This window comes from Salinilacihabitans rarus (genome assembly GCF_024296665.1).
GTDB lineage: Archaea > Halobacteriota > Halobacteria > Halobacteriales > Natrialbaceae > Salinilacihabitans > Salinilacihabitans rarus.
This window is the reverse complement of sequence record NZ_CP100762.1, coordinates 1,101,584-1,120,539: the sequence shown is the minus strand read 5'-3', so window position 1 is coordinate 1,120,539 and position 18,956 is coordinate 1,101,584. Positions and strand designations below refer to the sequence as shown.

Genomic DNA, 18,956 nt, shown 5'->3' with positions numbered 1-18,956 from the left:
TTCCGTCTATCCGCCGCCCCGTAAAACCCCTTTCGATTCGCGTGAACGACCGCCCGCCGGTCTCGTCGCTCGCGGCGCCGGCGTCGGCCGTTCGTGGGGTGGGGCGTCGGATCATCGTTACAGCTGTACTGCCTCTTCGAGTTCTGCCGCGCGCGCCTCGATCGAGTCGATCGCGCGCGTGACGAGTTCCTCGACGGTGAACGAGCCGTCCGTCTCGACGTGGAAGACGAAGGCGTTCGGCACGTCCTCGACGGTGACCTCCTTGCCGGGGTAGCGCTTCGAGAGGTCGTGGTCGAACTCGCTCGTCGGAACGAGTTCGCCGTCCGCCTCGATCACGCCGCGGACGATCCGGCGTTCCTGGTCCTCGAACTCGGGGAGGTCGGCGCCGACCGCCACGCGCTGGAGGTGGCGGTAGCCGACCGCGACGCCGCCCTGGTGTTTGGCGTGGTCCCGACCGTAGTCGATGACGGCGTCGGCCTCGGCTTCGAGGCGCTGGCCGTCCTTGAGTTCGATGATCGGGACGTTCTCGTCGGCCGGCCGGACGAGGTCGTCGCTCGTCTCGAGGTCGCCCGAGTAGGCGGTGGCGGGCCCTTCGACGTCGATCGAGAGCGTGACGACGTCGTCCTCGCCGAACTCGCCCTCCGGCGGGGTCGTCAGCGGGACGAGCCCGAGCCGCAGTGCGAGTTGCTCGTCGAACATGACCGACGAGTTCTCGACGAACCGGACGGTGTCGATCGCCATCGTCGGCACGTCGGCGATCATCGCCCGCCGGATGCCGTTGGCGAACGCCGGCGTCACGCCGCGGACGAGAAACCGCGCCTTGCGGTCCTCGCGTTCGACGAACTCGACGTCGTACTCTCCTGACATGGCTCTAGTATCCGCCCTTGCCCTTCGGGGCGCGCGATCCGTCGTGCGGGATCGGCGTCACGTCCTCGATGCGGCCAATCTCGATGCCCGACCGGGCCAGCGCGCGGATCGTCGCCTGCGCGCCGGGGCCGGGGGACTTCTGGAGGTTGCCGCCCGGGCCGCGCACGCGGACGTGCAGGCCCGTGATTCCGGCGGCCTTGACCTCCTCGGCGACGGACTCGGCCATCTGCATGGCCGCGTACGGCGACGCCTCGTCGCGGTTCTGCTTGACCGCCGTCCCGCCGGAGGACTTGGCGATCGTCTCCGCGCCCGTGAGGTCGGTCACGGTCATGATGGTGTTGTTGAACGATGCGTGCACGTGGGCGATCCCCCACTTATCGTCGTCCTGGCTCATGGTTTACTGACCCTCCGCGCGCTCGGGGTGGAGTTCGTCCGCGAGCGGGCTGTTCTCGTCGAACTCGACGAGGCCCTCCTCGTCGACGTCGACGACGTACGAGGGCACTCGGTGGCGCCGGTCGCCGACGACGACGTGGCCGTGGGTGATGAACTGACGGGCCTGCTGGGGCGTGTTCGCCAGCCCCTTGCGGTAGGCGACCGTCTGGAGGCGACGTTCGAGGACGTCCTCGATTTCGAGCGAGAGGACGTCGCCGAGTTCGTCCTCCTCGTCGAGGACGCCGACGCGCTTGAGCCGGCCGAGGAACTCGTCGGCGCGGCGTCGAACGGTCTCGTCGCCCTGGACCTGCCCGAGCAGTTCGCGGGCCTCGCGGCGGTACGAGCGCAGTTCGGACTGGGCGCGCCAGAGCTCCTCTTTGTTCTTCAGGCCGTAGCGGTCGAGCAGCGAGTGCTCGCTGGCGATGCGCTCACCCTGATAGGGGTGGTTCGGCGTCTCGTACTGTTTGGTCTTCGTTCCGAGTGCCATTATTCACCACCCTCCGCTTCTTCTTCTTCCCGAATCTCTTCGACGTTGACCCCGATGGTGCCCTCCGACCGGCCGGTGGACTTGGTCCGCTGGCCGCGGACCTTCTGGCCGCGTTTGTGTCGGACCCCACGGTAGGCGTCGATCATCTTCATGCGGTTGATGTCGTGCTGTCGGGTCAACTGGAGGTCGTTGCCGATCTCGTGGGTGGTCCCGCCGGTGTAGAAGTCCCGGCGGCGGTTGGTGAGCCACTCGGGTACCTCGTCGGCGTAGTTCTCCACGAGCTCGACGACCTCGTCGATCTGTTCCTGATCGAGCGCACCGAACGTCGCCGTCCGGTCGACGCCCGCTTCCTCGGCGATGATCCGGGCGGTCCGGCGACCGATCCCGTTCATCTCCGAGAGCGAGCGCTCGACGGTCTTGGTACCGTCGAGGTCGGTCTGCCCGATTCGGACGAAGTACTGCAGGTCTTCTTCGCCCTCCGGTTCTTGCGGTTCTTCCTCGCTCATGTGTCGTGTACGTGTGTCTGGTCTGCGAGCGGTGCGAACGTCTGGCGGAAAACGCCAGCAGTGTAGTCGACGTCGTGGCGGGGATTCGAACCCCGGAGGCTTGACGCCACATGGTTAGCAACCATGCGCCTTGGGCCTGCTTGGCTACCACGACACCGCGTCTATCGTCGCCCTCGCGGACTCGGGGACGGATCCCCTACATCGATCGCACCCAAACGTACCCGCGTGGGGTACTTAAGCGCAACGAAAGTCGCCATCGGTCGGTCCGTCGGCGTCGATGACGGTACCTTATTGGTGTCGGCGGGATAACGGGAACCGACAGGTGTCCCGCAACGACCTCCTCACGCGGCTCGCCGCGGCGCTGCTCGGGATCGTCGCGCTCGCGCTGGCCGCGGCCACGATCGACTCCCCGGTCAGCCCCGGCGGCTCCGGCGGCAGCGGCGGCGGCGAAGGGGCCGGCGGCGTGCCCGCCCGACCGCCGCCGCCGGAGGAGCCGGTGCCGATCGAGTTCCCCGCGTTCCTGGAGTACCTCGTCTACGCCGTCGCCATCCTCGGAGCGATCGCGCTCGCCTGGTACCTGATCGTCCACCGCCGCGAGGCCGTCAGGGCCATCGCGCTCGGCTGCCTGCTCGCGCTCGTCGTTCTGGCGGTCGTCTACGCCATCACCCTCTTTCCCGCCGCCGGCCTCGACGACACCTCGGAGCCGATCGAACCCGGCCTCGACGACGAGGCCGACGACCCCGGACTCCCCGGCTCCGGCGACGCCGAGGCCGAGCGCGTGCCGTTCGGCCCGCTGCTGACGGTCGTCGCCGCGGTCGCCGCGGTCTTCGTCGGCGCGCTCCTGTTGAGCGGCCGCGACGCCGACGACGACGGCCTCGTCTCCGCGGCCCGCGACGCGGAGTCCGAATCCGACCCCGGTGTCGCCGCCGTCGGCGCCGCGGCGGGCCGGGCGGCCGACCGGATCGACGGCGCCGCCGACGTCGACAACGAGGTCTACCGCGCGTGGCGGGAGATGACCGACCTCCTCGACGTCGACCGACCCGAGACGAGCACGCCCGGCGAGTTCGCGGCGGCGGCCGTCGACGCGGGCCTCGCGCGCGGGCACGTAGAAGAACTTACTCGCCTGTTCGAGGACGTACGCTACGGCCACGAGGAGACGACCGCCGAGATGGAGGCCCGGGCCGTGTCGGTGCTCGAACGGATCGAGGCCGAGTACGCCGACGCCGGCGAGGACGCGACCGGCGGCGGGGGTGAGCGCCGGTGACCCGCCGCCCCGTCCCGCTGGCGCTCGGCGTCGCCGCGTTCGTGCTCGGGATCGTCCACCTCGCGGGGTACGCGTCGCTGAACTTCGCCGACTCGACCCTGATCCTCGTCGGCCTGACCGCGATCGTCGCCGGGTCGAGCGCGGCGCTCGGCCGGCGCGGCGTCCGCGAGCGCGCCGAGACGCCGGACCCCGAGCGCCGGGGCCGCGCGCCGACGCCGGGCACCAGCCTCTCGGCCGCCGTCGAGCAGTTCGACCCCGGCAGCGCGGGCTTTTCGGCCACGAGTCGGCGGATCACCGACGGGCTGCGGGCGGCCGCCGTCGCCGTCCTCACGCGGTTCGAGGGGCTCTCCGACGAGGAGGCCCACCGGCGGGTCGAGGAGGGAACGTGGACGAGCGACGAGCGGGCCGCGGCGTTCCTCTCCCCCGACGTGGAGGCCTCGCCCCGCCCCCTCCGCTACCGGATCGCCGCCGCGCTCGACCGCAGCACCGCGTTCCGGCTGGGCGTCCGGCGCACCGCCGCCGCCGTCGCCGCCATCGGCTACGGCGGGTTCGGCGAGCGGCGCAGTCCGGAGCGGCTCCCGCGATACGACCCCGAGGACGGCGACGACGTCGCGCCGCGGACGGCGAGCGTCCGCCTCGACGGCGTCGACCTGCGCCGCGAGCGCTCGACGGCTCACTGGACCGGCATCGGCGTCGTCGCGCTGCTGGCGGTCGGCGTCGGCGCCGCCGCCGAGTCCGCGGCCGTCGTCCTCGCCGGCGTCGTCGGCGTCGGCTACGCCGGCTTCGCGCGGGCGGGGTCGGCGCCGACGCCGCGGCTCGCCGTCGAGCGGACGGTGAGCGACGACGCGCCCGAACCCGGCGAGGAGGTCGACGTGACCGTGACGGTGACAAACGAGGGCGACTCGTTCCTGCCGGACCTGCGGTTCGTCGACGGCGTGCCCGCCGGTCTCTCGGTCGTCGAGGGCTCGGCCCGGCTCGGCACCGCGCTCAGGCCCGGCGAGTCGGCTACACTGGAGTACGTCGTGACGGCCCGCCGCGGCAGCCACGAGTTCGACCCCGCGCTGGCGCTGGTGCGGGGGCTCTCGCGGTCGACCGAGCGGGAGTTCCTCGTCGGGGAGTCGACCGAACTCGTCGCCGAACCGGTCCTCCGGCCGCTGTCGGCGGCGGTGCCGCTGCGGACGACGGCCGCGACGTTCTCCGGCCGGCTGACGACGGCCGAGGGCGGCGGCGGCACGGAGTTTCACTCCGTCCGCGAGTACCGCCGGAACGACCCGCTCAGCCGGATCGACTGGAACCGCCACGCCCGGACCGGCGAACTCGCCACCCTCCAGTTCCACGAGGAGCGGGCGGCGCGGGTGCTCGTGCTCGTCGACGCCAGACGCGACGCGTACCTCGCGCCCGAACCCGACGCCGCCCACGCGGTCGACCGCTCGGTCGACGCCGCCGGCCGGATCGCGGCGACGCTGCTCGAACGCGGCGACACCGTCGGGCTGGCAGGGCTCGGCCCGACCGACCGCCGGAGCGGCGACGGCTGGTACCCGTGCTGGCTCGCCCCCTCCTCGGGGCACGACCACCGCGTCCGGTTCCGGGAACTGCTCGCGACCCACCCGCAGTTCTCCACCATCCCGCCGACCGACGGCGCCCTGTGGCTCACGCAACTGCGGACCGTCAGGCGCCGGCTCTCCGCGGAGACGCAGGTCGTGTTGCTCACGCCGCTTTGCGACCGCGGCTCGGTCGAGATCGCACGTCGGCTCGACTCCCGGGGCCACCCCGTCACCGTCGTGAGCCCGGACCCGACGGCAGAACGGACGACGAGCCAGCAACTCGCGCGCGTCGCCCGCCGCATCCGCCGGTTCGACCTCCAGCGCGCCGGCATCCCGGTCGTCGACTGGCGGGCCGACGAGACGGTCGACGAGGCGTTCGCCCGGACGAACGCGGCGAACGTGACCACCACGGGTGGTCGGCGGTGAGCGAGATCGTCCGCCGCCCGACGACGGTCGCCGCCGGGGTCGCGGGTGTCGCCGCGCTCGTCGCCGTCGCGGCCGCGGGCCTCGGCTCGACGGCCGGACTCGCCCTCGGCGCGATCGGCGCCGCCGGCGTCGCGGCCGGGCTGGCCAGAGGCGCCCGCCCCGGCGTCGACGTCGGCTGTCTGGTCCTGTTCCTCGGCGTCGTCGCGGGTGGCCTCGGGATCGGCTCGGTCGAACTGACCCTGATCGGGACGGTCGCGACCGTCGTCGCCTGGGACCTCGCCCAGGGCGCGATCGACCTCGGCGACCAGCTCGGCCGCGGCGCGCGGACCGCCCGACTGGAGGCCGTCCACGCCGTTTCGAGCCTGCTCGTCGGGCTGACGGCCGCGGCGGCCGGCTACGCGGTCTACCTCGTCGGGGCGGGCGGCCGGCCAGTCTCCGCGGCGGTGCTGTTGCTGATCGCGGCGATCCTCCTCACGGTCGGTCTCGGGAGCGGGCGGTCGCGGAACCGGCGACGGCGGTGACGGGCGGGGTCTAGACGCCGGCGTACTCCTCGACGTACTTCTCGTTGAGCTCCCACTCGCCGTCGCCGTCGCCGTCGCGCACGAGGTACTCGCCGTAGTAGGGGACGCGGTTCGCGACGACCTCGCGGAACGCCTCGCGGATCTCGGGTCTGGTCATCTCGCCCATCGACCGGAGGTCGTCGTTGCGGTTGAGACAGCCCTTGAGGTAGCCCTGGTGGGTGACGCGCACGCGGTGGCAGTTCGCACAGAAGGTGGGGTTCTCGACGGGGTCGACGATTTCGACCATCCCTTCGCCGACGTGGTAGCGCCGGCGGTCGTGCATCTCGCGGTGTTCGATCCTGTCGGCGCGCTCGGCCAGCCAGTCGTGGACGCGCTCGATCTCGACGTTCCACTCCGGCTTGCCGGTGAGTTCGGGCATGTACTCGATCAGCTGGAGCTGGAGCCCCTCGTTCTCGGCGACGTGGTCGACCATCTCGGGGACGTAGCCCGCGGTGTGCTCGAAGACGACCATGTTGAGCTTCACGGGATCGAGGCCGGCGTCGAGAGCCGCCTCCACGCCCTCGATGACGCGGTCGTAGGCGCCGCTTTTCGTGACCGCGGCGAACGCCTCCGGATCGAGGGCGTCCTGTGAGACGTTCACGCGTTCGAGGCCGGCGTCGACGAGCGCCTCGGCGCGGTCGGGGAGGAACGTCCCGTTCGTGGTCACCGAGACTTCCATCGAGTCCGGGGCGCGTGCGACGATTTCCTCCAGGTCCTCGCGGAGCATCGGCTCGCCGCCGGTGAACTTGACGGCGTCGACGTCGAACTCGGCGGCGACCTCGAGAAACCGGACGACGTCGTCGGTTCCCATCTCGTCGTCGCTCGGAGCCATCGGGCCCCGCGTGTCCCCCAGCCCCTCGTTGTGACAGTAGATACAGTCGAAATTACACCGATCGGTGAGCGAGACGCGGACCCCCGTCACCTCGCGCCCGAACTCGTCGGCAAGCATACCACGGAGTTGGCGGTACGGTCGCTTAAGCGCGCCGGCGATCTCGCCGGATCGTAACCGTTCGCGGTTACGCCCGCGGCGGCGGACGGACCGGCTGCGGTTCCGTCGCGGGCGGAACTCGTCCGTCGAGACGGGATATTACTCTTGGGCGTGGGGGTGGTGGTACGGGTCATGAGCACCATCGCCGAACTCACGATCCCCGCCGACGAGTTCGCGCTCGCGGGCACTCTCGACGCCGTCCCGGACCTCGAAGTGGAGGTCGAGCGCGTCGTCGCCTACGAGCGCGACCGCGTGATGCCCTACGTCTGGTTCACGGGGCCGGAGGAGTCACTGGAGGGGGTCGGCGAGGCGCTCGCGGACGACCGGAGCGTCGACAACGCCGAACTGCTGACCGATCTCGAAAGCGAGCGGCTCTACCGGATGGACTGGGTCGACGACGTGACGATGATCGTCCACCTGCTGACCGAGGAGAACGCGACGATCCTCGACGCGGTCGGCGAGCGGACCCGCTGGCGCCTGCGCATCCTCTTTCCCGAGCGCGAGACGCTCTCGCGGACCTACGAGTTCGCCGACGAGAAGGGCCTGACCGTCGACGTCGAGAAGATCCACGAACTCCGGGAGGAACGCGGCGGCCGGTACGGCCTGACCGACGCCCAGCACGAGACCCTCGTGGCGGCCCTGGAGCGGGGCTACTACCGGATCCCCCGCGAGGTCGACATGGAGGAACTCGCGGCGGAACTCGGCATCTCCCACCAGGCGCTCTCCGAGCGGTTGCGACGGGCCCACCGGACGCTGGTCGAGGAGGCCGTCGAGATCGGCCTCGCGGACGACGACGAGGGCCGGTCGGCGTGACCGCGGCTGCTCGCCGGCGCAACGCATACCACCGTCAGCGCCGAACGGCGGGTATGGACGAGGACATGCTCGCCGACCAGCGCCGGCTCGTCGAACTCGTCGAGGCGGAAGGCTGGGAGGTGACCGACGTCGAACTCTCGGCGTACGACAGCCCGTGGGCCGACGAGGACGACCCCGAGGCGACGGTGACGCTCACCGCGCGGAAGCCGTACGACGACGGCGAGGACGGCGACGAAGACGACGACAGCCCCTACCGGGTGAAGTGAGTCAGCCCTTGATGTTACAGACCGGGAACGTCCGCGCGACCCTGTCGCCGATGCCGAGCGCGTCGGAGACGCGGACGACCTCGTCGACGTCCTTGTAGACGCCGGGGGCCTCCTCGGCGACCGTCGCGCCAGACTGGGCTTTCACGTAGATACCCTGCTGATCCTGCAGCTCCTGTTTGACGTCGCCGCCCCAGTACTCGTTTTTCGCGCGCGTGCGGCTCATCAGCCGGCCCGCCCCGTGGGCCGTCGAGCCGAACGACAGCTCCATCGAGCGCTCGCCGCCGCGCAGGACGTAGCTGCCGGCGCCCATGCTGCCGGGGATGATCACCGGCTGGCCGACGTCGCGGTACGCCGCCGGCACCTCGGGGTGGCCCGCCGGGAACGCCCGCGTCGCGCCCTTGCGGTGGACGAAGTACTCGCCTTGCTGGCCGTCGACCTCGTGGGTCTCCTTCTTCGCGATGTTGTGGGCGACGTCGTACAGCAGTTCCATCTCCATCTCCTCCCACGGCCGGTCGAAGACGCGCTCGAACACCTTCCGCGTGCGGTGCATGATCAGCTGGCGGTTGACCCACGCGAAGTTGATCGCGGCGTTCATCGCGCCGTAGTAGTCCTCCGCGAGCTGCGAGCCCGCGGGCGCCGCCGCGAGTTCCCTGTCCGGCAGCCGGTCGAGCAGTCCGCTGTGTTGCTGTTCGATCTGGCGCAGGTAGTCGTTGCAGGTCTGGTGGCCCAGCCCGCGGGAGCCACAGTGGATCAGCACCACGATCTGGTCCTCTTCGAGGCCGAAGGCCGCGCCGACCTCCCCGTCGAAGACGTCGGTGACGCGCTGGACCTCGAGGAAGTGGTTGCCCGAGCCCAGCGAGCCGATCTGGTTTTTCCCGCGGTCTTTGGCCTTCTGGCTCACCTTCGAGGCGTCGGCGCCCTCGCGGACGCCCTCGTCCTCGCAGTGAAGCAGGTCGTCCTCGACGGCGTGGCCGTTCTCCAGCGCCCACTCGACGCCGCGTTCGAGGATCTCCTCGACGGTGTCGACGCCAGCCTCGACGACCCCGCCGCCGCCGAGCCCCGACGGGACGTTCGCAAAGAGGGAGTCGACGAGTTCCGCCTCGTGCCCGCGGAGGTCGTCGTAGGTGAGGTTCGTCCGCATCATCCTGACGCCGCAATTGATGTCGTAGCCGACCGCTCCGGGCGAAATACAGCCGTCCTCGGCGTCCATCGCGCCGACGCCGCCGACGGGGAAGCCGTACCCCTGGTGGCCGTCGGGCATGCAGATGGCGTGTTTGGTCACGCCGGGGAGGTGCGTGGTGTTTTTCAACTGCTGGAGGGTCCTGTCCTCGCTGATCTCCTCCAGCAGCGCCTCGCTCGCGAACACGCGCGCCGGCGTGCGCATCTCGCCCTCCCGGGGAATCTCCCAGACGTACTCGCGCACCCGTTCGAGGGTGATGCCGTCGGCGTCGAAGCTGGTCATACGCGACACTGCGACGCCGGCGTTGAAAAGTTCGTCTCTCCGACGGGGGTCAGGCGGTCGCCCGGGGAGCGTCGGTCCGGGCCTCCTCCTCGGCGGACGCCAGCCGCGCGTCGATCGAGTAGGGGCCGGCCCCGGTGATCAGCAGCATCGACGCCATCCCGAACAGCGAGACGTGCGCGAGCACGGGGTCGTCGGGGAGCGCGAACAGCGTCAGCGAGAAGGTCGCGATGGCCGTCGCGGCGCTCGCGCGGGTGAACGCCCCGACGACGAGCGCGAGGCCGAGGCCCGCCTCGGTGAGCCCGGCACCGAGCACCCAGAGTTCGGGCGCGACGGGGACGACCGCCGTCAGGTCGTAGTTCTCGACGACCGCGAGCGCGAGTCCCGGACGCAGCAACTTCTGGCCGACCCCGAGGTAGACGAACGTCGCGCCGAGGCCGACGCGCGCGACCGTCGGCGCGAACCGCTCGTACGACCGAACGCGCCCCCGGAACGCCCGCATACGGTCGTAGACCGGGTCGACGCGGCCGTAGACCGTCCCGGGGGCGCCGGCCATCCGCCCGAGGACGTGGTCGGCGCTGGGTCGCCCGCCGCCGAGGAGGGCAATCGCGGCCGTCCCGCCGACGAACTCCAGTTGCAACGCGAGGGCGGGTTCGACGGCCAGCCCGACGAGGTAGGCCGCGAGCGTGGCGACCGCGACGAGCCGCGTCGCGAGGCCGAACAGCAGCAGGAAGCCCAGCCCGATCTGCAACAGGCGCGGATCGGCCTCGACCGCGGGGCTGACGAAGTAGCCGCCGAATCCCGCGCCGATCAGCGGGATGCCGAAGGAGATCCGCAGGAGCCACGGGACGTACTCCCGGTACTCGGCCATCGCCGACCTGAAGGCCGCGACGTCCCGCGGGAACGGTCGGAGCGCGAGGTAGGCGACGACGGCGCCGCCCGCGACGACCGCGCCGACCGCCAGCGGGCCGACGACGGCCGGTTCGGTCAGCGCGTCGAGCAGGTATTCGACGCCGGCGTCGCGCTCCCCGTCGACGACGTACTCCTCGTGGGCGGCGACGGGACCGACGGCGAGGAGGAGCGACGCTGCGACGACCGCGGCCGACGCCGCCCGCGACGCTCGTGACACGAACGTCGATAGCCGGGGACGACGGAAAACGCTCTCGCCCGCGACCGCAACCACGGCGGCTCAGACGTCGAAGACGACGTAGGCCTCCCACCCCGCTTCGCGCTCTTCGAGTCGCATCTCGGAGTAGGTGACGGCCTTGACCTCGCGGGCGTCGACCGCGGCGAGGGGGACCCCGCGGGCGCTGGCTTCGAGGCGCCAGCGCTCGTCGCCGTCACGCTCGACGACCTCGACGCGGTTGTCGACGGGGAGTTCGGCGCGGACGTCCCGGAGGTAGATCAGTTCGTCGAGGTAATCGAACAGCAGGGCCTCGCGGCGCTCGGCGGCGACCGAGAGGGCGAACCGCTCGCCGGCGTCGGCGGGAATCTCGTCGCAGGAGGCGGCGGCGAGGCCGTCGGCGACGGCGGCGACGACCTCCCCGAGGGTGTCCCCGGTCGCGGCGACGGCCACGTCGGCGGTGTGCTCGCGCAGTTCGAACGCCATCGGTCGTCGGTTCGACCGGCGGGGTCGTATGTCCGTCGCTTCCGACTCGAATCCCGGCCGTGAACGGCGTCCGACGTTTCGGAGCCCCGCCTGCCGGTGGAATTATATTGGCGTCGCTGTTACGGTGTGGTAGTGAGCGTCAACGTCGACAGTCGCGTCGTCGCGCCCGGAAGCGACGACTACGTCGAACGGGCGTGGCGGCTGAAAGAGCGCATCCGACGGGAGGAGGACGTGCTCAAGCAGCGACGCGACTTCTTCACCGACGCCTACCGACGCTCGACGGTCCACTGTTACCTCCGGGACGACGACCTCGTCGGCTTCGCGGCCGTCCGCCGCGACGGCTACATCCTCTTTCTGGCGGTCGACCCCGACTACCGCGACGAGGGCATCGGCAAGCGGCTGGTCGCCCGCGTCGCCGAGGACCACCGCAGCGTCACCTGCCACGCCCGGACGAGCAACGAGAACGCCCTCCAGTTCTACGAGCACCTCGGCTTCGAGATCAAACGCCGCATCGAGAACTACTACGAGGACGGCGGCGACGCCTACTACCTGAAACTGGGGTCGGACGCCGGCATCGCCGACCGCATCTCGGACCTGATGCGCCGTTAGTCCCCGTCTGTCTCGCCCCGACCGCCGTCCCGGACGTACCCCTCGACGAACGCCCGCCGCAGGACGGTCAGCAGGAGGTACGTCTCGTACTTCTGGGTCCGGCAGTGTTCGCAGGGGGCCATCTCCTCGGCGATCCGGTCGATCGTCTCCCCGTGGCGCTCGCGGAGGTCGTCGACGAGCCGTCCGACCTCGGGGGCGAGTTCGCCGGCGAGGTCGGCGACCGTCTCGTCGGCGCCGGGCGGCAGCGCGTACGAGAGGACGATGGTGTTCGCGCGGTAGTACTTTGTCGTGCCGCCGCGGCGCTCCTCGAGGCGGGCGACCTCGACGAGGCCGGCGTCGCGCAGTTCGTTGACGTGGTGGCGGACCGTGTTCTCCGTCCGGTCGTAGCCGACCGTCGCGAGTTCCTCGTGGAGGTCCGCGACGGTCAGTTCCCGTTCGGCGAGCATGTCGAGGATGGTCGCCCGGACGGGTTCGTCGACGGCGCTGGAGACGTTCGTGTCCCGCACCGCGATGTCCGTCACCGTGACGTCCGACGTGAATTCGGCCATCTGACGTCGGGGGTTGGCGACCGAGCGGCATAAGTCGTTCAGGACGGCGCCGAAAGCCCTAGACGACCCGTCGTACCGGTCGGACCGTCCCTCCACGCGCCCCAACACATCATTTGAGTGATATTTATGGTGTCGGGGTGTCTACCTCGAATCGAGGGACGACAATGACCGAAATCACACAGTTCCGCGTGACCGACTTCGACTGCCCGACGTGCGCGAGCAACGTCGAACGAGCCCTGAAGCGGGCCGACGGCGTCGAGCGCGCCGAGGTCCACTACACGACCGGCCGCGTCGAGATCGAGTACGACGATGCGGCCGCCGATCCCGAGACGTTCGAACGCACAATCGAGAAGCAGGGGTACACGCCCCAGCCCAGGTGACGAGCCGTGAACGTCACACGGTACCTGCGGAGACATCGGAAGCCGGCGGTCGTCGTCGCCAGCGGCGCGCTCTTCGCTGTCGGCTGGGGGTTCGGCTACTTCTACGACCTCGAAACGGCGAGCGCGGCGCTGATGGTCCTCGCGGCCGTCGTCGGCGGCTACGACGTCGCGAAGAAGGCCTACCACACGCTCCGGAGCGGCACGGTCGGCATCAACACCCTCGTGACGCTGGCCGCGCTCGGCGCGATCTACATCGGGGAGTTCTGGGAGGCCGGCGCCGTGGTCTTCCTGTTCGCGCTCGGGAACTACCTCGAGGCGCGGACGATGGGCAAGACCCGCAACGCGCTCCAGGAACTCCTCGAGATGACTCCCGACACGGCGATCGTTCGCCGCGACGGCGAGGACGTCGAGGTTCCGGCCCGCGAGGTCGAGGCGGGCGAGACCGTCATCGTCAAGCCGGGCGCGAAGGTCCCCGTCGACGGCGAGGTCGTCGACGGCGAGAGCGCGATCGACCAGTCGCCCGTCACGGGCGAGAGCGCGCCCGTCCACAAGGCCGCCGGCGACGAGGTCTACGCCGGCACCGTCAACCAAGAGGGTGCCCTCGAGGTCGTCGCGACCGGCACCGGCTCCGACACCACGCTGGAGCGGATCATCCGCCGGGTCGAAGAAGCGCAGGAGGCGAAGGCGCCGACGGAGACGATCATCGAGCGCTTCGCGAAGTACTACACGCCCGCGATCGTCGTGCTCGCGGCCGGCGCGTACGCCATCACCGGGAACGCGGTCATGGCGCTGACGCTGCTGGTCATCGGCTGTCCCGGCGCGCTGGTGATCGGGCCGCCGGTGAGCATCGTCAGCGCCATCGGCAATGCGGCGCGCTCGGGCGTCCTGATGAAAGGCGGCGAGCACCTCGAGACCGCCGGCAAGATCGACCTCGTCGCGTTCGACAAGACCGGGACGCTGACGAAAGGCGAGACGGCCGTCGCGGACGTCGAGGGGTTCGGCCGCGACGACGACGAGGTACTCCGGTACGCCGCCATCGCCGAGAGGAAGAGCGAACACCACCTCGCGGACGCCATCCTCGAAGCCGCCCGCGGGGACGGGAGCGTCGACGGCGGTCCCGCCGCGACCGACGGCGGCGCCGTCCTCGAAGCCGACAGTCCGACGCTTCCCGACCCGGACGACTTCTCGGTCGTCGCCGGCAAGGGCGTCGTCGCGAACTACGACGGCCGCCGGATCGTCGTCGGCAACCGCGCGCTCCTCGACGAGGAGGGCCTGGACGTCCCGACGCGGGTCGCCGAGTACGTCCGCGAGCGCGAGGAGGCCGGCGAGACGGCCGTCCACGTCGTCCTCGACGGTGAAATCGTCGGCGTCGTCTCGCTCCGGGACGAACTGCGTCCCGCGGCGGCCGACGTCGTACGGGAACTGAGAGACGCGGGCGTCCGGACGGTGATGCTCACCGGCGACAACGAACGGACCGCCCGCGCCGTCGCCGACGCGGTCGGCATCGACGACTACCGGGCGGCACTGCTCCCCGAGGAGAAACAGGACGCCATCCGGTCGTTCCAGGACGAGGGCCACGTCGTGGCGATGGTCGGCGACGGCATCAACGACGCGCCCTCGCTTGCGACCGCCGACGTCGGCGTCGCGATGGGCGCCGCCGGGACCGACACCGCCATCGAGACGGCGGACATGGCGCTGATGGCCGACGACCTGGAACGGATCCCCTACGCCGTCAAACTCAGCAAGGCGACCCGCTGGAACGTTACGGAGAACGTCGCCATCGCGGTCGGAACGGTGGTCTTGCTGCTGGCCGGCGTCTTCGCCGGCCGCGTCCACATGGCAAGCGGGATGCTCGTCCACATCGGGAGCGTGCTGCTGGTCATCCTGAACGGAATGCGACTGCTGCGGTACTGAGACAACGATGAGCAAACCGACACACGACACCGACCGAACGAACTGGAACGTCGAGTACGAGAACGCCGACCCGATCCGCCTGCGCGACCCCGCCGCCGAGGCGCTGGCGGTCGTCGACCCGGAGGAACCGCTCGTGTTCACCTACGCGGACGTGGTGAAGGCGGCCGGCCACTCCTGTCCGACGGCCGCCGGCGCCTACCGCATCGTCCAGCGGGGGCTCGAAGCGCTCTACCCGGGCGACGAACTCCCCGTCCGCGGCGAGGTCGCCGTCGAGGCGGGCGGCCCCCGCGACGACCCCTCCTACGGGGTGACGAGCCGTCTGATCTCCTACGTGACCGGAGCGGCCGGCGAGGACGGCTTCGGCGGACTGGCCGGCGGCCACGGCGGCCGCCGGAACCTGCTGACCTTCGGCGCGTTCGGCGACGACGCCCTCGCGTACCGGTTCACGCGGACGGACACGGGCGAGACCGTCCGCGTCACCTACGACACCGCGGCGATTCCGTCCGCGGGGCCGGGCGTCGAGCACCTGCCGAAACTGGTCGCCGGCGAGGCGACCGACGAGGAGCGCGCCGCCTTCGCCCGGGCGTGGCACGGCCGCGTCGAGCGGATCCTCCGTGGCGACGGCTACGTCGCCGTCGAGCGCGAGGACGCGAGCGACGACTGAGTCGGCGCGATGTGTTCTGTTCGCGCGATCGGTGGGCGACGATGACCCACCGCACACCTTGACAGTCGGACACCACTCACAGTCACTCCAACAAGACTATACGCTCGTACCGACGACTACGCGAGTCGTATGGAAGAGCGAACGAGGGCCTACCTCCGGGGGCGGTTCCGCGACCACTACCGCCGCACCGAGATCACGCCGCCGCCCGCGGCCAACGAGCGCGAGTGGGGATACATCCCGTGGACCGACGGGCCGGGGCAGACGATGGTGCGCCACCGTTCGCTGCTCGAAATCGGCGACCTCGGCGAGTTCCTCGTCAGGGAGCGCCCGCGACACGTCTACTTCTCCGCCGGTCGCTACCGCGACCCCGGCGCGAACTCGATGGGCGAGAAGGACTGGCGCTGCTCCGATCTCGTCTTCGACCTCGACGCCGACCACCTGCCGAGCGTCACGCTGGGGGAAGACTCCTACGCCGAGATGCTCGCCAAGTGCAAGGACGCCCTCCTGCGCCTGCTGGAGTTCCTCGAGGACGACTTCGGCTTCGAGGACCTCGAAGTCGTCTTCTCCGGCGGCCGGGGCTACCACGTCCACGTCCGCGACGAGTCCGTCCTCGAACTGGAGCGCGAGCAGCGCCGCGAGATCGTCGACTACGTCCGCGGCATCGGGCTGGACTTCGACGAACTGATCGAGCGCAAGACGGTCGCCGGCCTCGGCCGGAAGACCCCGACGGAGCGAAAGCGCCTGCGGATCGACGGCGGCTGGGGCGCCCGCACCCACGAGCGGTTCATGGCGTTCGTCGACGAACTGCTCGAACTGCCCGAGGAGGCGGCCCTCGACCGCCTCCAGGCGTTCGACGGCATCGGCGAGGGGAAGGCGACGGCGACGCTCAACGCCGCGCGGAACAACCGCGAGGGGCTGGAGTCGGGCAACGTCACCGTCCACACGGCAGTCGCCCAGCTCGCCGAGCGCTTCGCCGCGCGGACGGTCGAGCGCGAGAACGCGCCGATCGACGAACCGGTGACGACGGACACGAACCGGCTGATCCGGCTGCCGGGCAGTCTCCACGGCGGCAGCGCCCTCGAAACGCGTCGGATCGAGCGCGACGCGATCGACGAGTTCGACCCGCTGGTCGACGCCGTCCCCGACACCTTCAGAGGACACGAAATCGCCGTCTCGGTCACCCGCGGCGGCGAGGTCGAACTCGGGGGCGACACTTTTACGGTTTCCGACGGTGACCAGTCGCTTCCCGAGTACGTCGCGACCTTTCTCATGGCGCGCGGCCGGGCGGAAAAGGAGAAAGAATGAACCTAGACGAGTTGCGGACGGTCCAGAGCAAGGAGCGCCAGAAGGACAGTCTGCAGCACCTGCGCCCCTCGTTCTACCGGGAGGTCGGCGAGTACGTCGCCGAACTCGAAGCCGAACGCGACCGCGTCGCCGAGGCCGCCGACGACCCCTTCTCCGCGCCCGAAGTCGGTCGACTCACCGACGAGATAGAGACCGCCAAGGACGTCGTCGAGGCCATCTACGAGCGCCGGATGGGCAAACTCGTCAAGCAGGCCAGCCTCGCCGCCGCCGGGATGCCGGCCGACGACGAGGGGTTGACCGCCGAGGAGGCCGACCTCTTCGAGGACCTCGTCGACCGCATCCGGTCGAACAAGGGCCGCGTCCTCGACGTCCTCGACGGGGAGGTGGCCGACGTCGACGCGTCGACGGACGCCGGGGCAGGCGACGACCCCGGCGCCGGCGCCGCCGACGCGGGAGCGCCCGACGCGCCGTCGCCCGACCGGGACGCGCCGCCGGTCCCGCCCGAGGAGCCCCCGGCGGACGCGGACCGCCCCGGCGGGCGGTCCGAACCCGACGCGCCCCCGAGCGGCGTCTCCGCCGCGGACGTCATGGGCGGGGACGGCCCGCCCGGCGGCGATCCGGGAGCGTCGGCCGAACCGGCGCCGGGCGAGGGGGCGGCGGACGGCGGACGCGACGACGTGGACGGCGAGGGAGAGCACGAGGACGGCGACGCCGCCGAATCCGACGTCGAGCGCGTCACCGTCCGGATCACCCGCGACGTGGGCTCGATCCTCGGCGTCGACGACCGCGAGTACACGCTGGCGGCCGACGACGTCGTCACCCTGCCCGAACCGAACGCGGAGCCGCTTCTCGAGCGCGAGGCGGCCGAACCGCTGGAGTGAGCCGGGCGGGTGCGATCGACAGGCATACGTTCGATCGCTCGAAGGGTGGCGCATGCTCGACGTTGGCGAGGAGGCACCGGAGTTCGAACTGCCGAACCAGCGCGGCGAGACGGTTCGCCTCTCGTCGTTCGAGGGGCAGCGCGTGGTCGTCTACTTCTACCCGCGGGCGAACACGACCGGGTGTACGACCGAGGCCTGCGAGTTCCGCGACGCGCGGCCGGCGTTCGACGAGCGCGACGCCGTCGTCGTCGGCATCAGCGACGATCCGGTCGAGGACCTCGCGGCGTTCGCCGACGAGTACGACCTCGACTTCCACCTGCTGTCCGACGAGTACGGCGAGGTGGCGACGCTGTACGAGTCCTACGGCGAGAAGCGGCTGTTCGACAACACGTTCGACGGCGTCTTCCGCAACACGTACGTGATCGGCCCCGACGGCCGGATCGAGGCCGCCTACGAGGACGTCACGCCCGAGGGCCACGCCGAGGAAGTGCTCGCGGACCTGACGGCCGGATCGGCGGACTCCCGTACCGTGAGCAGTAGTCAGTGACCGGGTTCCGTATCGGGGGCAGGTCCGCGACCGGAGGGTCCGATCTGCGACGGGAGTTCGGTCGGTGTCGCTGCCGGCGTGACGACCGGTCGGGTGTCACTCAGTCGGTCACGGAGACTTCCCCGAAGGCGGCGAAGCCGGTCACGACGAGGTCGACGTCCTCGTGTTCGCCGTCGCGGCGGGGGCGGTCGTCGGCGGCGCCGGCCAGCACGGGCAAGACGTCCAGCCGGACGTTCCACTCGCGGGGAACGATGATCTCGACGCCACCGAACATGGCGACCGCGTTGATCCGGGCCGGGGGGTCCGCGATTGTGGCGCCGCGGAGGTCGAGTTCGGTGCCCCCGAACGCGGCGGTCAACTCCGCCCCGGTAAAGGCCGCCGAACTGTTTCGCTTTTCGACGCCGCCGAACGCGGCGAACGCGGACGTGAAGGCGTCGTCGGTGTGGCGTACCCGCGATCGATACTGGCCCAGCACGATCGAGAGTCCGAACGCGATGACGAGTACCGGCCAGTAGACGACGACCTGCGCGACCGTGGCGTAGCCGAGGGCGATCAGTTGCGCCGCTCCGGCGATGCCGATCAGTACGGCCGGCCCGACGACGTTCCGAAAGCGACTCTGGACGAGCGCCCAGACGCCGACGGCGACGAACAGCAGCGGGGCGTACAGCAACAGATCCCGCGTCGGGAATACGCCGGTCGAGTTCAGCAAGAGCAGTACGCCCACGAGTACCACGATCGCACCGAGGACGAACTGGCCGGTCGGGAGGCGGCGTGACGTCGTCGTAGCCATGTGAGTATATCGACGGGTACGGACGTATACTGGTCAGACTGTTCCCATTACTGGAGAATCAGCGTCCTATCTTGCGCGTGACAGGTACACCGTTACA

22 protein-coding genes and 1 tRNA gene are annotated in these 18,956 nt (G+C 70.7%); 12 read left to right on the top strand and 11 right to left on the bottom strand.

The window, feature by feature from the left end; genetic code table 11:
* Positions 1 to 117: 117 nt before the first annotated feature.
* The 5 genes from NKG98_RS05910 to NKG98_RS05890 all read right to left on the bottom strand — a co-directional run bounded on the left by NKG98_RS05910 (position 118) and on the right by NKG98_RS05890 (position 2,446).
* The gene (locus NKG98_RS05910) at positions 118 to 867 is read right to left on the bottom strand and encodes a DNA-directed RNA polymerase subunit D (protein ID WP_254768737.1); all 750 of its coding nucleotides are present in this window, start codon (positions 865 to 867) and stop codon (positions 118 to 120) included.
* A 4-nt stretch (positions 868 to 871) separates the two neighbouring features.
* A complete protein-coding gene (locus NKG98_RS05905; protein WP_007261289.1) occupies positions 872 to 1,261 on the bottom strand; it encodes a 30S ribosomal protein S11 in 390 nt (129 codons plus the stop codon).
* 3 nt (positions 1,262 to 1,264) lie between these two features.
* Entirely contained in the window at positions 1,265 to 1,786 is a 522-nt protein-coding gene (locus NKG98_RS05900) for a 30S ribosomal protein S4 (RefSeq protein ID WP_254768736.1), read from the bottom strand.
* Entirely contained in the window at positions 1,786 to 2,292 is a 507-nt protein-coding gene (locus NKG98_RS05895) for a 30S ribosomal protein S13 (RefSeq protein WP_254768735.1), read from the bottom strand. Before NKG98_RS05895 ends, NKG98_RS05900 begins: the two co-directional genes overlap by 1 nt.
* Before the next feature lie 70 nt (positions 2,293 to 2,362).
* Positions 2,363 to 2,446, bottom strand: a tRNA-Ser gene (locus NKG98_RS05890).
* A 168-nt stretch (positions 2,447 to 2,614) separates the two neighbouring features.
* Between NKG98_RS05890 and NKG98_RS05885 the strand changes: the two genes are divergently transcribed.
* From NKG98_RS05885 to NKG98_RS05875, 3 genes are read left to right on the top strand one after another with little or no spacing between them, the layout of a single operon-like run.
* Positions 2,615 to 3,556 carry a DUF4129 domain-containing protein gene (locus tag NKG98_RS05885; protein WP_254768734.1) on the top strand — a complete coding sequence of 314 codons (942 nt, stop codon included), beginning with the start codon at positions 2,615 to 2,617 and terminating at the stop codon, positions 3,554 to 3,556.
* Positions 3,553 to 5,526, top strand: coding sequence for a DUF58 domain-containing protein (locus tag NKG98_RS05880; protein WP_254768733.1), 1,974 nt, complete (start codon positions 3,553 to 3,555; stop codon positions 5,524 to 5,526). Before NKG98_RS05885 ends, NKG98_RS05880 begins: the two co-directional genes overlap by 4 nt.
* Positions 5,523 to 6,047: a DUF7519 family protein gene (locus tag NKG98_RS05875; protein WP_254768732.1), complete on the top strand. Its 525-nt coding sequence runs from the start codon at positions 5,523 to 5,525 to the stop codon at positions 6,045 to 6,047. The genes NKG98_RS05880 and NKG98_RS05875 overlap by 4 nt, the downstream gene beginning before the upstream one ends.
* A gap of 10 nt (positions 6,048 to 6,057) precedes the next feature.
* Here the strand turns inward: NKG98_RS05875 and moaA are convergent, their stop codons facing one another.
* On the bottom strand, positions 6,058 to 7,035 hold the full coding sequence (gene moaA, locus NKG98_RS05870) for a GTP 3',8-cyclase MoaA (RefSeq protein ID WP_254768731.1): 978 nt from the start codon (positions 7,033 to 7,035) through the stop codon (positions 6,058 to 6,060).
* 171 nt (positions 7,036 to 7,206) lie between these two features.
* Between moaA and NKG98_RS05865 the strand changes: the two genes are divergently transcribed.
* Together NKG98_RS05865 and NKG98_RS05860 are read left to right on the top strand one after the other, a co-directional pair.
* Positions 7,207 to 7,887, top strand: coding sequence for a helix-turn-helix domain-containing protein (locus NKG98_RS05865; protein ID WP_254768730.1), 681 nt, complete (start codon positions 7,207 to 7,209; stop codon positions 7,885 to 7,887).
* 53 nt (positions 7,888 to 7,940) lie between these two features.
* Entirely contained in the window at positions 7,941 to 8,153 is a 213-nt protein-coding gene (locus tag NKG98_RS05860; RefSeq protein ID WP_254768729.1) for a hypothetical protein, read from the top strand.
* 1 nt (position 8,154) lies between these two features.
* Here NKG98_RS05860 and NKG98_RS05855 read toward each other — a convergent pair whose 3' ends face one another.
* From NKG98_RS05855 to NKG98_RS05845, 3 genes are read right to left on the bottom strand one after another with little or no spacing between them, the layout of a single operon-like run.
* Complete coding sequence (locus tag NKG98_RS05855; RefSeq protein WP_254768728.1) at positions 8,155 to 9,615, bottom strand: RtcB family protein; 1,461 nt, start codon at positions 9,613 to 9,615, stop codon at positions 8,155 to 8,157.
* Between the two features lie 49 nt (positions 9,616 to 9,664).
* Complete coding sequence (locus NKG98_RS05850; protein WP_254768727.1) at positions 9,665 to 10,741, bottom strand: DoxX family protein; 1,077 nt, start codon at positions 10,739 to 10,741, stop codon at positions 9,665 to 9,667.
* Between the two features lie 60 nt (positions 10,742 to 10,801).
* Positions 10,802 to 11,221 carry an archease gene (locus NKG98_RS05845; RefSeq protein WP_254768726.1) on the bottom strand — a complete coding sequence of 140 codons (420 nt, stop codon included), beginning with the start codon at positions 11,219 to 11,221 and terminating at the stop codon, positions 10,802 to 10,804.
* 132 nt (positions 11,222 to 11,353) lie between these two features.
* Between NKG98_RS05845 and NKG98_RS05840 the strand changes: the two genes are divergently transcribed.
* Positions 11,354 to 11,830 carry a GNAT family N-acetyltransferase gene (locus NKG98_RS05840; RefSeq protein WP_254768725.1) on the top strand — a complete coding sequence of 159 codons (477 nt, stop codon included), beginning with the start codon at positions 11,354 to 11,356 and terminating at the stop codon, positions 11,828 to 11,830.
* Here the strand turns inward: NKG98_RS05840 and NKG98_RS05835 are convergent.
* Positions 11,827 to 12,378, bottom strand: coding sequence for an ArsR/SmtB family transcription factor (locus tag NKG98_RS05835; RefSeq protein WP_254768724.1), 552 nt, complete (start codon positions 12,376 to 12,378; stop codon positions 11,827 to 11,829). The two genes, NKG98_RS05840 and NKG98_RS05835, sit on opposite strands and share 4 nt — an antisense overlap.
* A gap of 164 nt (positions 12,379 to 12,542) precedes the next feature.
* On the opposite strand from NKG98_RS05835, the gene NKG98_RS05830 reads away from it, so the two are divergent.
* From NKG98_RS05830 to bcp, 6 genes are all read left to right on the top strand, one after another.
* On the top strand, positions 12,543 to 12,758 hold the full coding sequence (locus NKG98_RS05830) for a heavy-metal-associated domain-containing protein (RefSeq protein ID WP_254768723.1): 216 nt from the start codon (positions 12,543 to 12,545) through the stop codon (positions 12,756 to 12,758).
* Positions 12,759 to 12,764: 6 nt separating this feature from the next.
* The gene (locus NKG98_RS05825) at positions 12,765 to 14,672 is read left to right on the top strand and encodes a heavy metal translocating P-type ATPase (RefSeq protein WP_254768722.1); all 1,908 of its coding nucleotides are present in this window, start codon (positions 12,765 to 12,767) and stop codon (positions 14,670 to 14,672) included.
* A 7-nt stretch (positions 14,673 to 14,679) separates the two neighbouring features.
* The gene (locus NKG98_RS05820; protein ID WP_254768721.1) at positions 14,680 to 15,336 is read left to right on the top strand and encodes an FmdE family protein; all 657 of its coding nucleotides are present in this window, start codon (positions 14,680 to 14,682) and stop codon (positions 15,334 to 15,336) included.
* Between the two features lie 129 nt (positions 15,337 to 15,465).
* Positions 15,466 to 16,641, top strand: a complete 1,176-nt coding sequence (gene priS / locus NKG98_RS05815) for a DNA primase small subunit PriS (protein WP_254768720.1) — start codon at positions 15,466 to 15,468, stop codon at positions 16,639 to 16,641.
* A complete protein-coding gene (locus NKG98_RS05810; protein ID WP_254768719.1) occupies positions 16,638 to 17,522 on the top strand; it encodes a hypothetical protein in 885 nt (294 codons plus the stop codon). Before priS ends, NKG98_RS05810 begins: the two co-directional genes overlap by 4 nt.
* A gap of 52 nt (positions 17,523 to 17,574) precedes the next feature.
* Complete coding sequence (bcp, locus tag NKG98_RS05805; RefSeq protein WP_254768718.1) at positions 17,575 to 18,069, top strand: thioredoxin-dependent thiol peroxidase; 495 nt, start codon at positions 17,575 to 17,577, stop codon at positions 18,067 to 18,069.
* Between the two features lie 100 nt (positions 18,070 to 18,169).
* Here bcp and NKG98_RS05800 read toward each other — a convergent pair whose 3' ends face one another.
* Positions 18,170 to 18,859, bottom strand: coding sequence for a LiaF transmembrane domain-containing protein (locus tag NKG98_RS05800; RefSeq protein ID WP_254768717.1), 690 nt, complete (start codon positions 18,857 to 18,859; stop codon positions 18,170 to 18,172).
* Positions 18,860 to 18,956 lie beyond the last annotated feature (97 nt).

What these genes read in the sequence shown, in the direction of transcription:
- NKG98_RS05910 (WP_254768737.1), bottom strand. Translation starts at nt 867, where the DNA reads ATGTCAGGAGAGTACGACGTCGAGTTCGTCGAACGCGAGGACCGCAAG.
- NKG98_RS05905 (WP_007261289.1), bottom strand. Translation starts at nt 1,261, where the DNA reads ATGAGCCAGGACGACGATAAGTGGGGGATCGCCCACGTGCACGCATCG.
- NKG98_RS05900 (WP_254768736.1), bottom strand. Translation starts at nt 1,786, where the DNA reads ATGGCACTCGGAACGAAGACCAAACAGTACGAGACGCCGAACCACCCC.
- NKG98_RS05895 (WP_254768735.1), bottom strand. Translation starts at nt 2,292, where the DNA reads ATGAGCGAGGAAGAACCGCAAGAACCGGAGGGCGAAGAAGACCTGCAG.
- moaA (WP_254768731.1), bottom strand. Translation starts at nt 7,035, where the DNA reads ATGCTTGCCGACGAGTTCGGGCGCGAGGTGACGGGGGTCCGCGTCTCG.
- NKG98_RS05865 (WP_254768730.1), top strand. Translation starts at nt 7,207, where the DNA reads ATGAGCACCATCGCCGAACTCACGATCCCCGCCGACGAGTTCGCGCTC.
- NKG98_RS05860 (WP_254768729.1), top strand. Translation starts at nt 7,941, where the DNA reads ATGGACGAGGACATGCTCGCCGACCAGCGCCGGCTCGTCGAACTCGTC.
- NKG98_RS05855 (WP_254768728.1), bottom strand. Translation starts at nt 9,615, where the DNA reads ATGACCAGCTTCGACGCCGACGGCATCACCCTCGAACGGGTGCGCGAG.
- NKG98_RS05845 (WP_254768726.1), bottom strand. Translation starts at nt 11,221, where the DNA reads ATGGCGTTCGAACTGCGCGAGCACACCGCCGACGTGGCCGTCGCCGCG.
- NKG98_RS05835 (WP_254768724.1), bottom strand. Translation starts at nt 12,378, where the DNA reads ATGGCCGAATTCACGTCGGACGTCACGGTGACGGACATCGCGGTGCGG.
- NKG98_RS05830 (WP_254768723.1), top strand. Translation starts at nt 12,543, where the DNA reads ATGACCGAAATCACACAGTTCCGCGTGACCGACTTCGACTGCCCGACG.
- NKG98_RS05820 (WP_254768721.1), top strand. Translation starts at nt 14,680, where the DNA reads ATGAGCAAACCGACACACGACACCGACCGAACGAACTGGAACGTCGAG.
- priS (WP_254768720.1), top strand. Translation starts at nt 15,466, where the DNA reads ATGGAAGAGCGAACGAGGGCCTACCTCCGGGGGCGGTTCCGCGACCAC.
- NKG98_RS05810 (WP_254768719.1), top strand. Translation starts at nt 16,638, where the DNA reads ATGAACCTAGACGAGTTGCGGACGGTCCAGAGCAAGGAGCGCCAGAAG.
- bcp (WP_254768718.1), top strand. Translation starts at nt 17,575, where the DNA reads ATGCTCGACGTTGGCGAGGAGGCACCGGAGTTCGAACTGCCGAACCAG.
- NKG98_RS05800 (WP_254768717.1), bottom strand. Translation starts at nt 18,859, where the DNA reads ATGGCTACGACGACGTCACGCCGCCTCCCGACCGGCCAGTTCGTCCTC.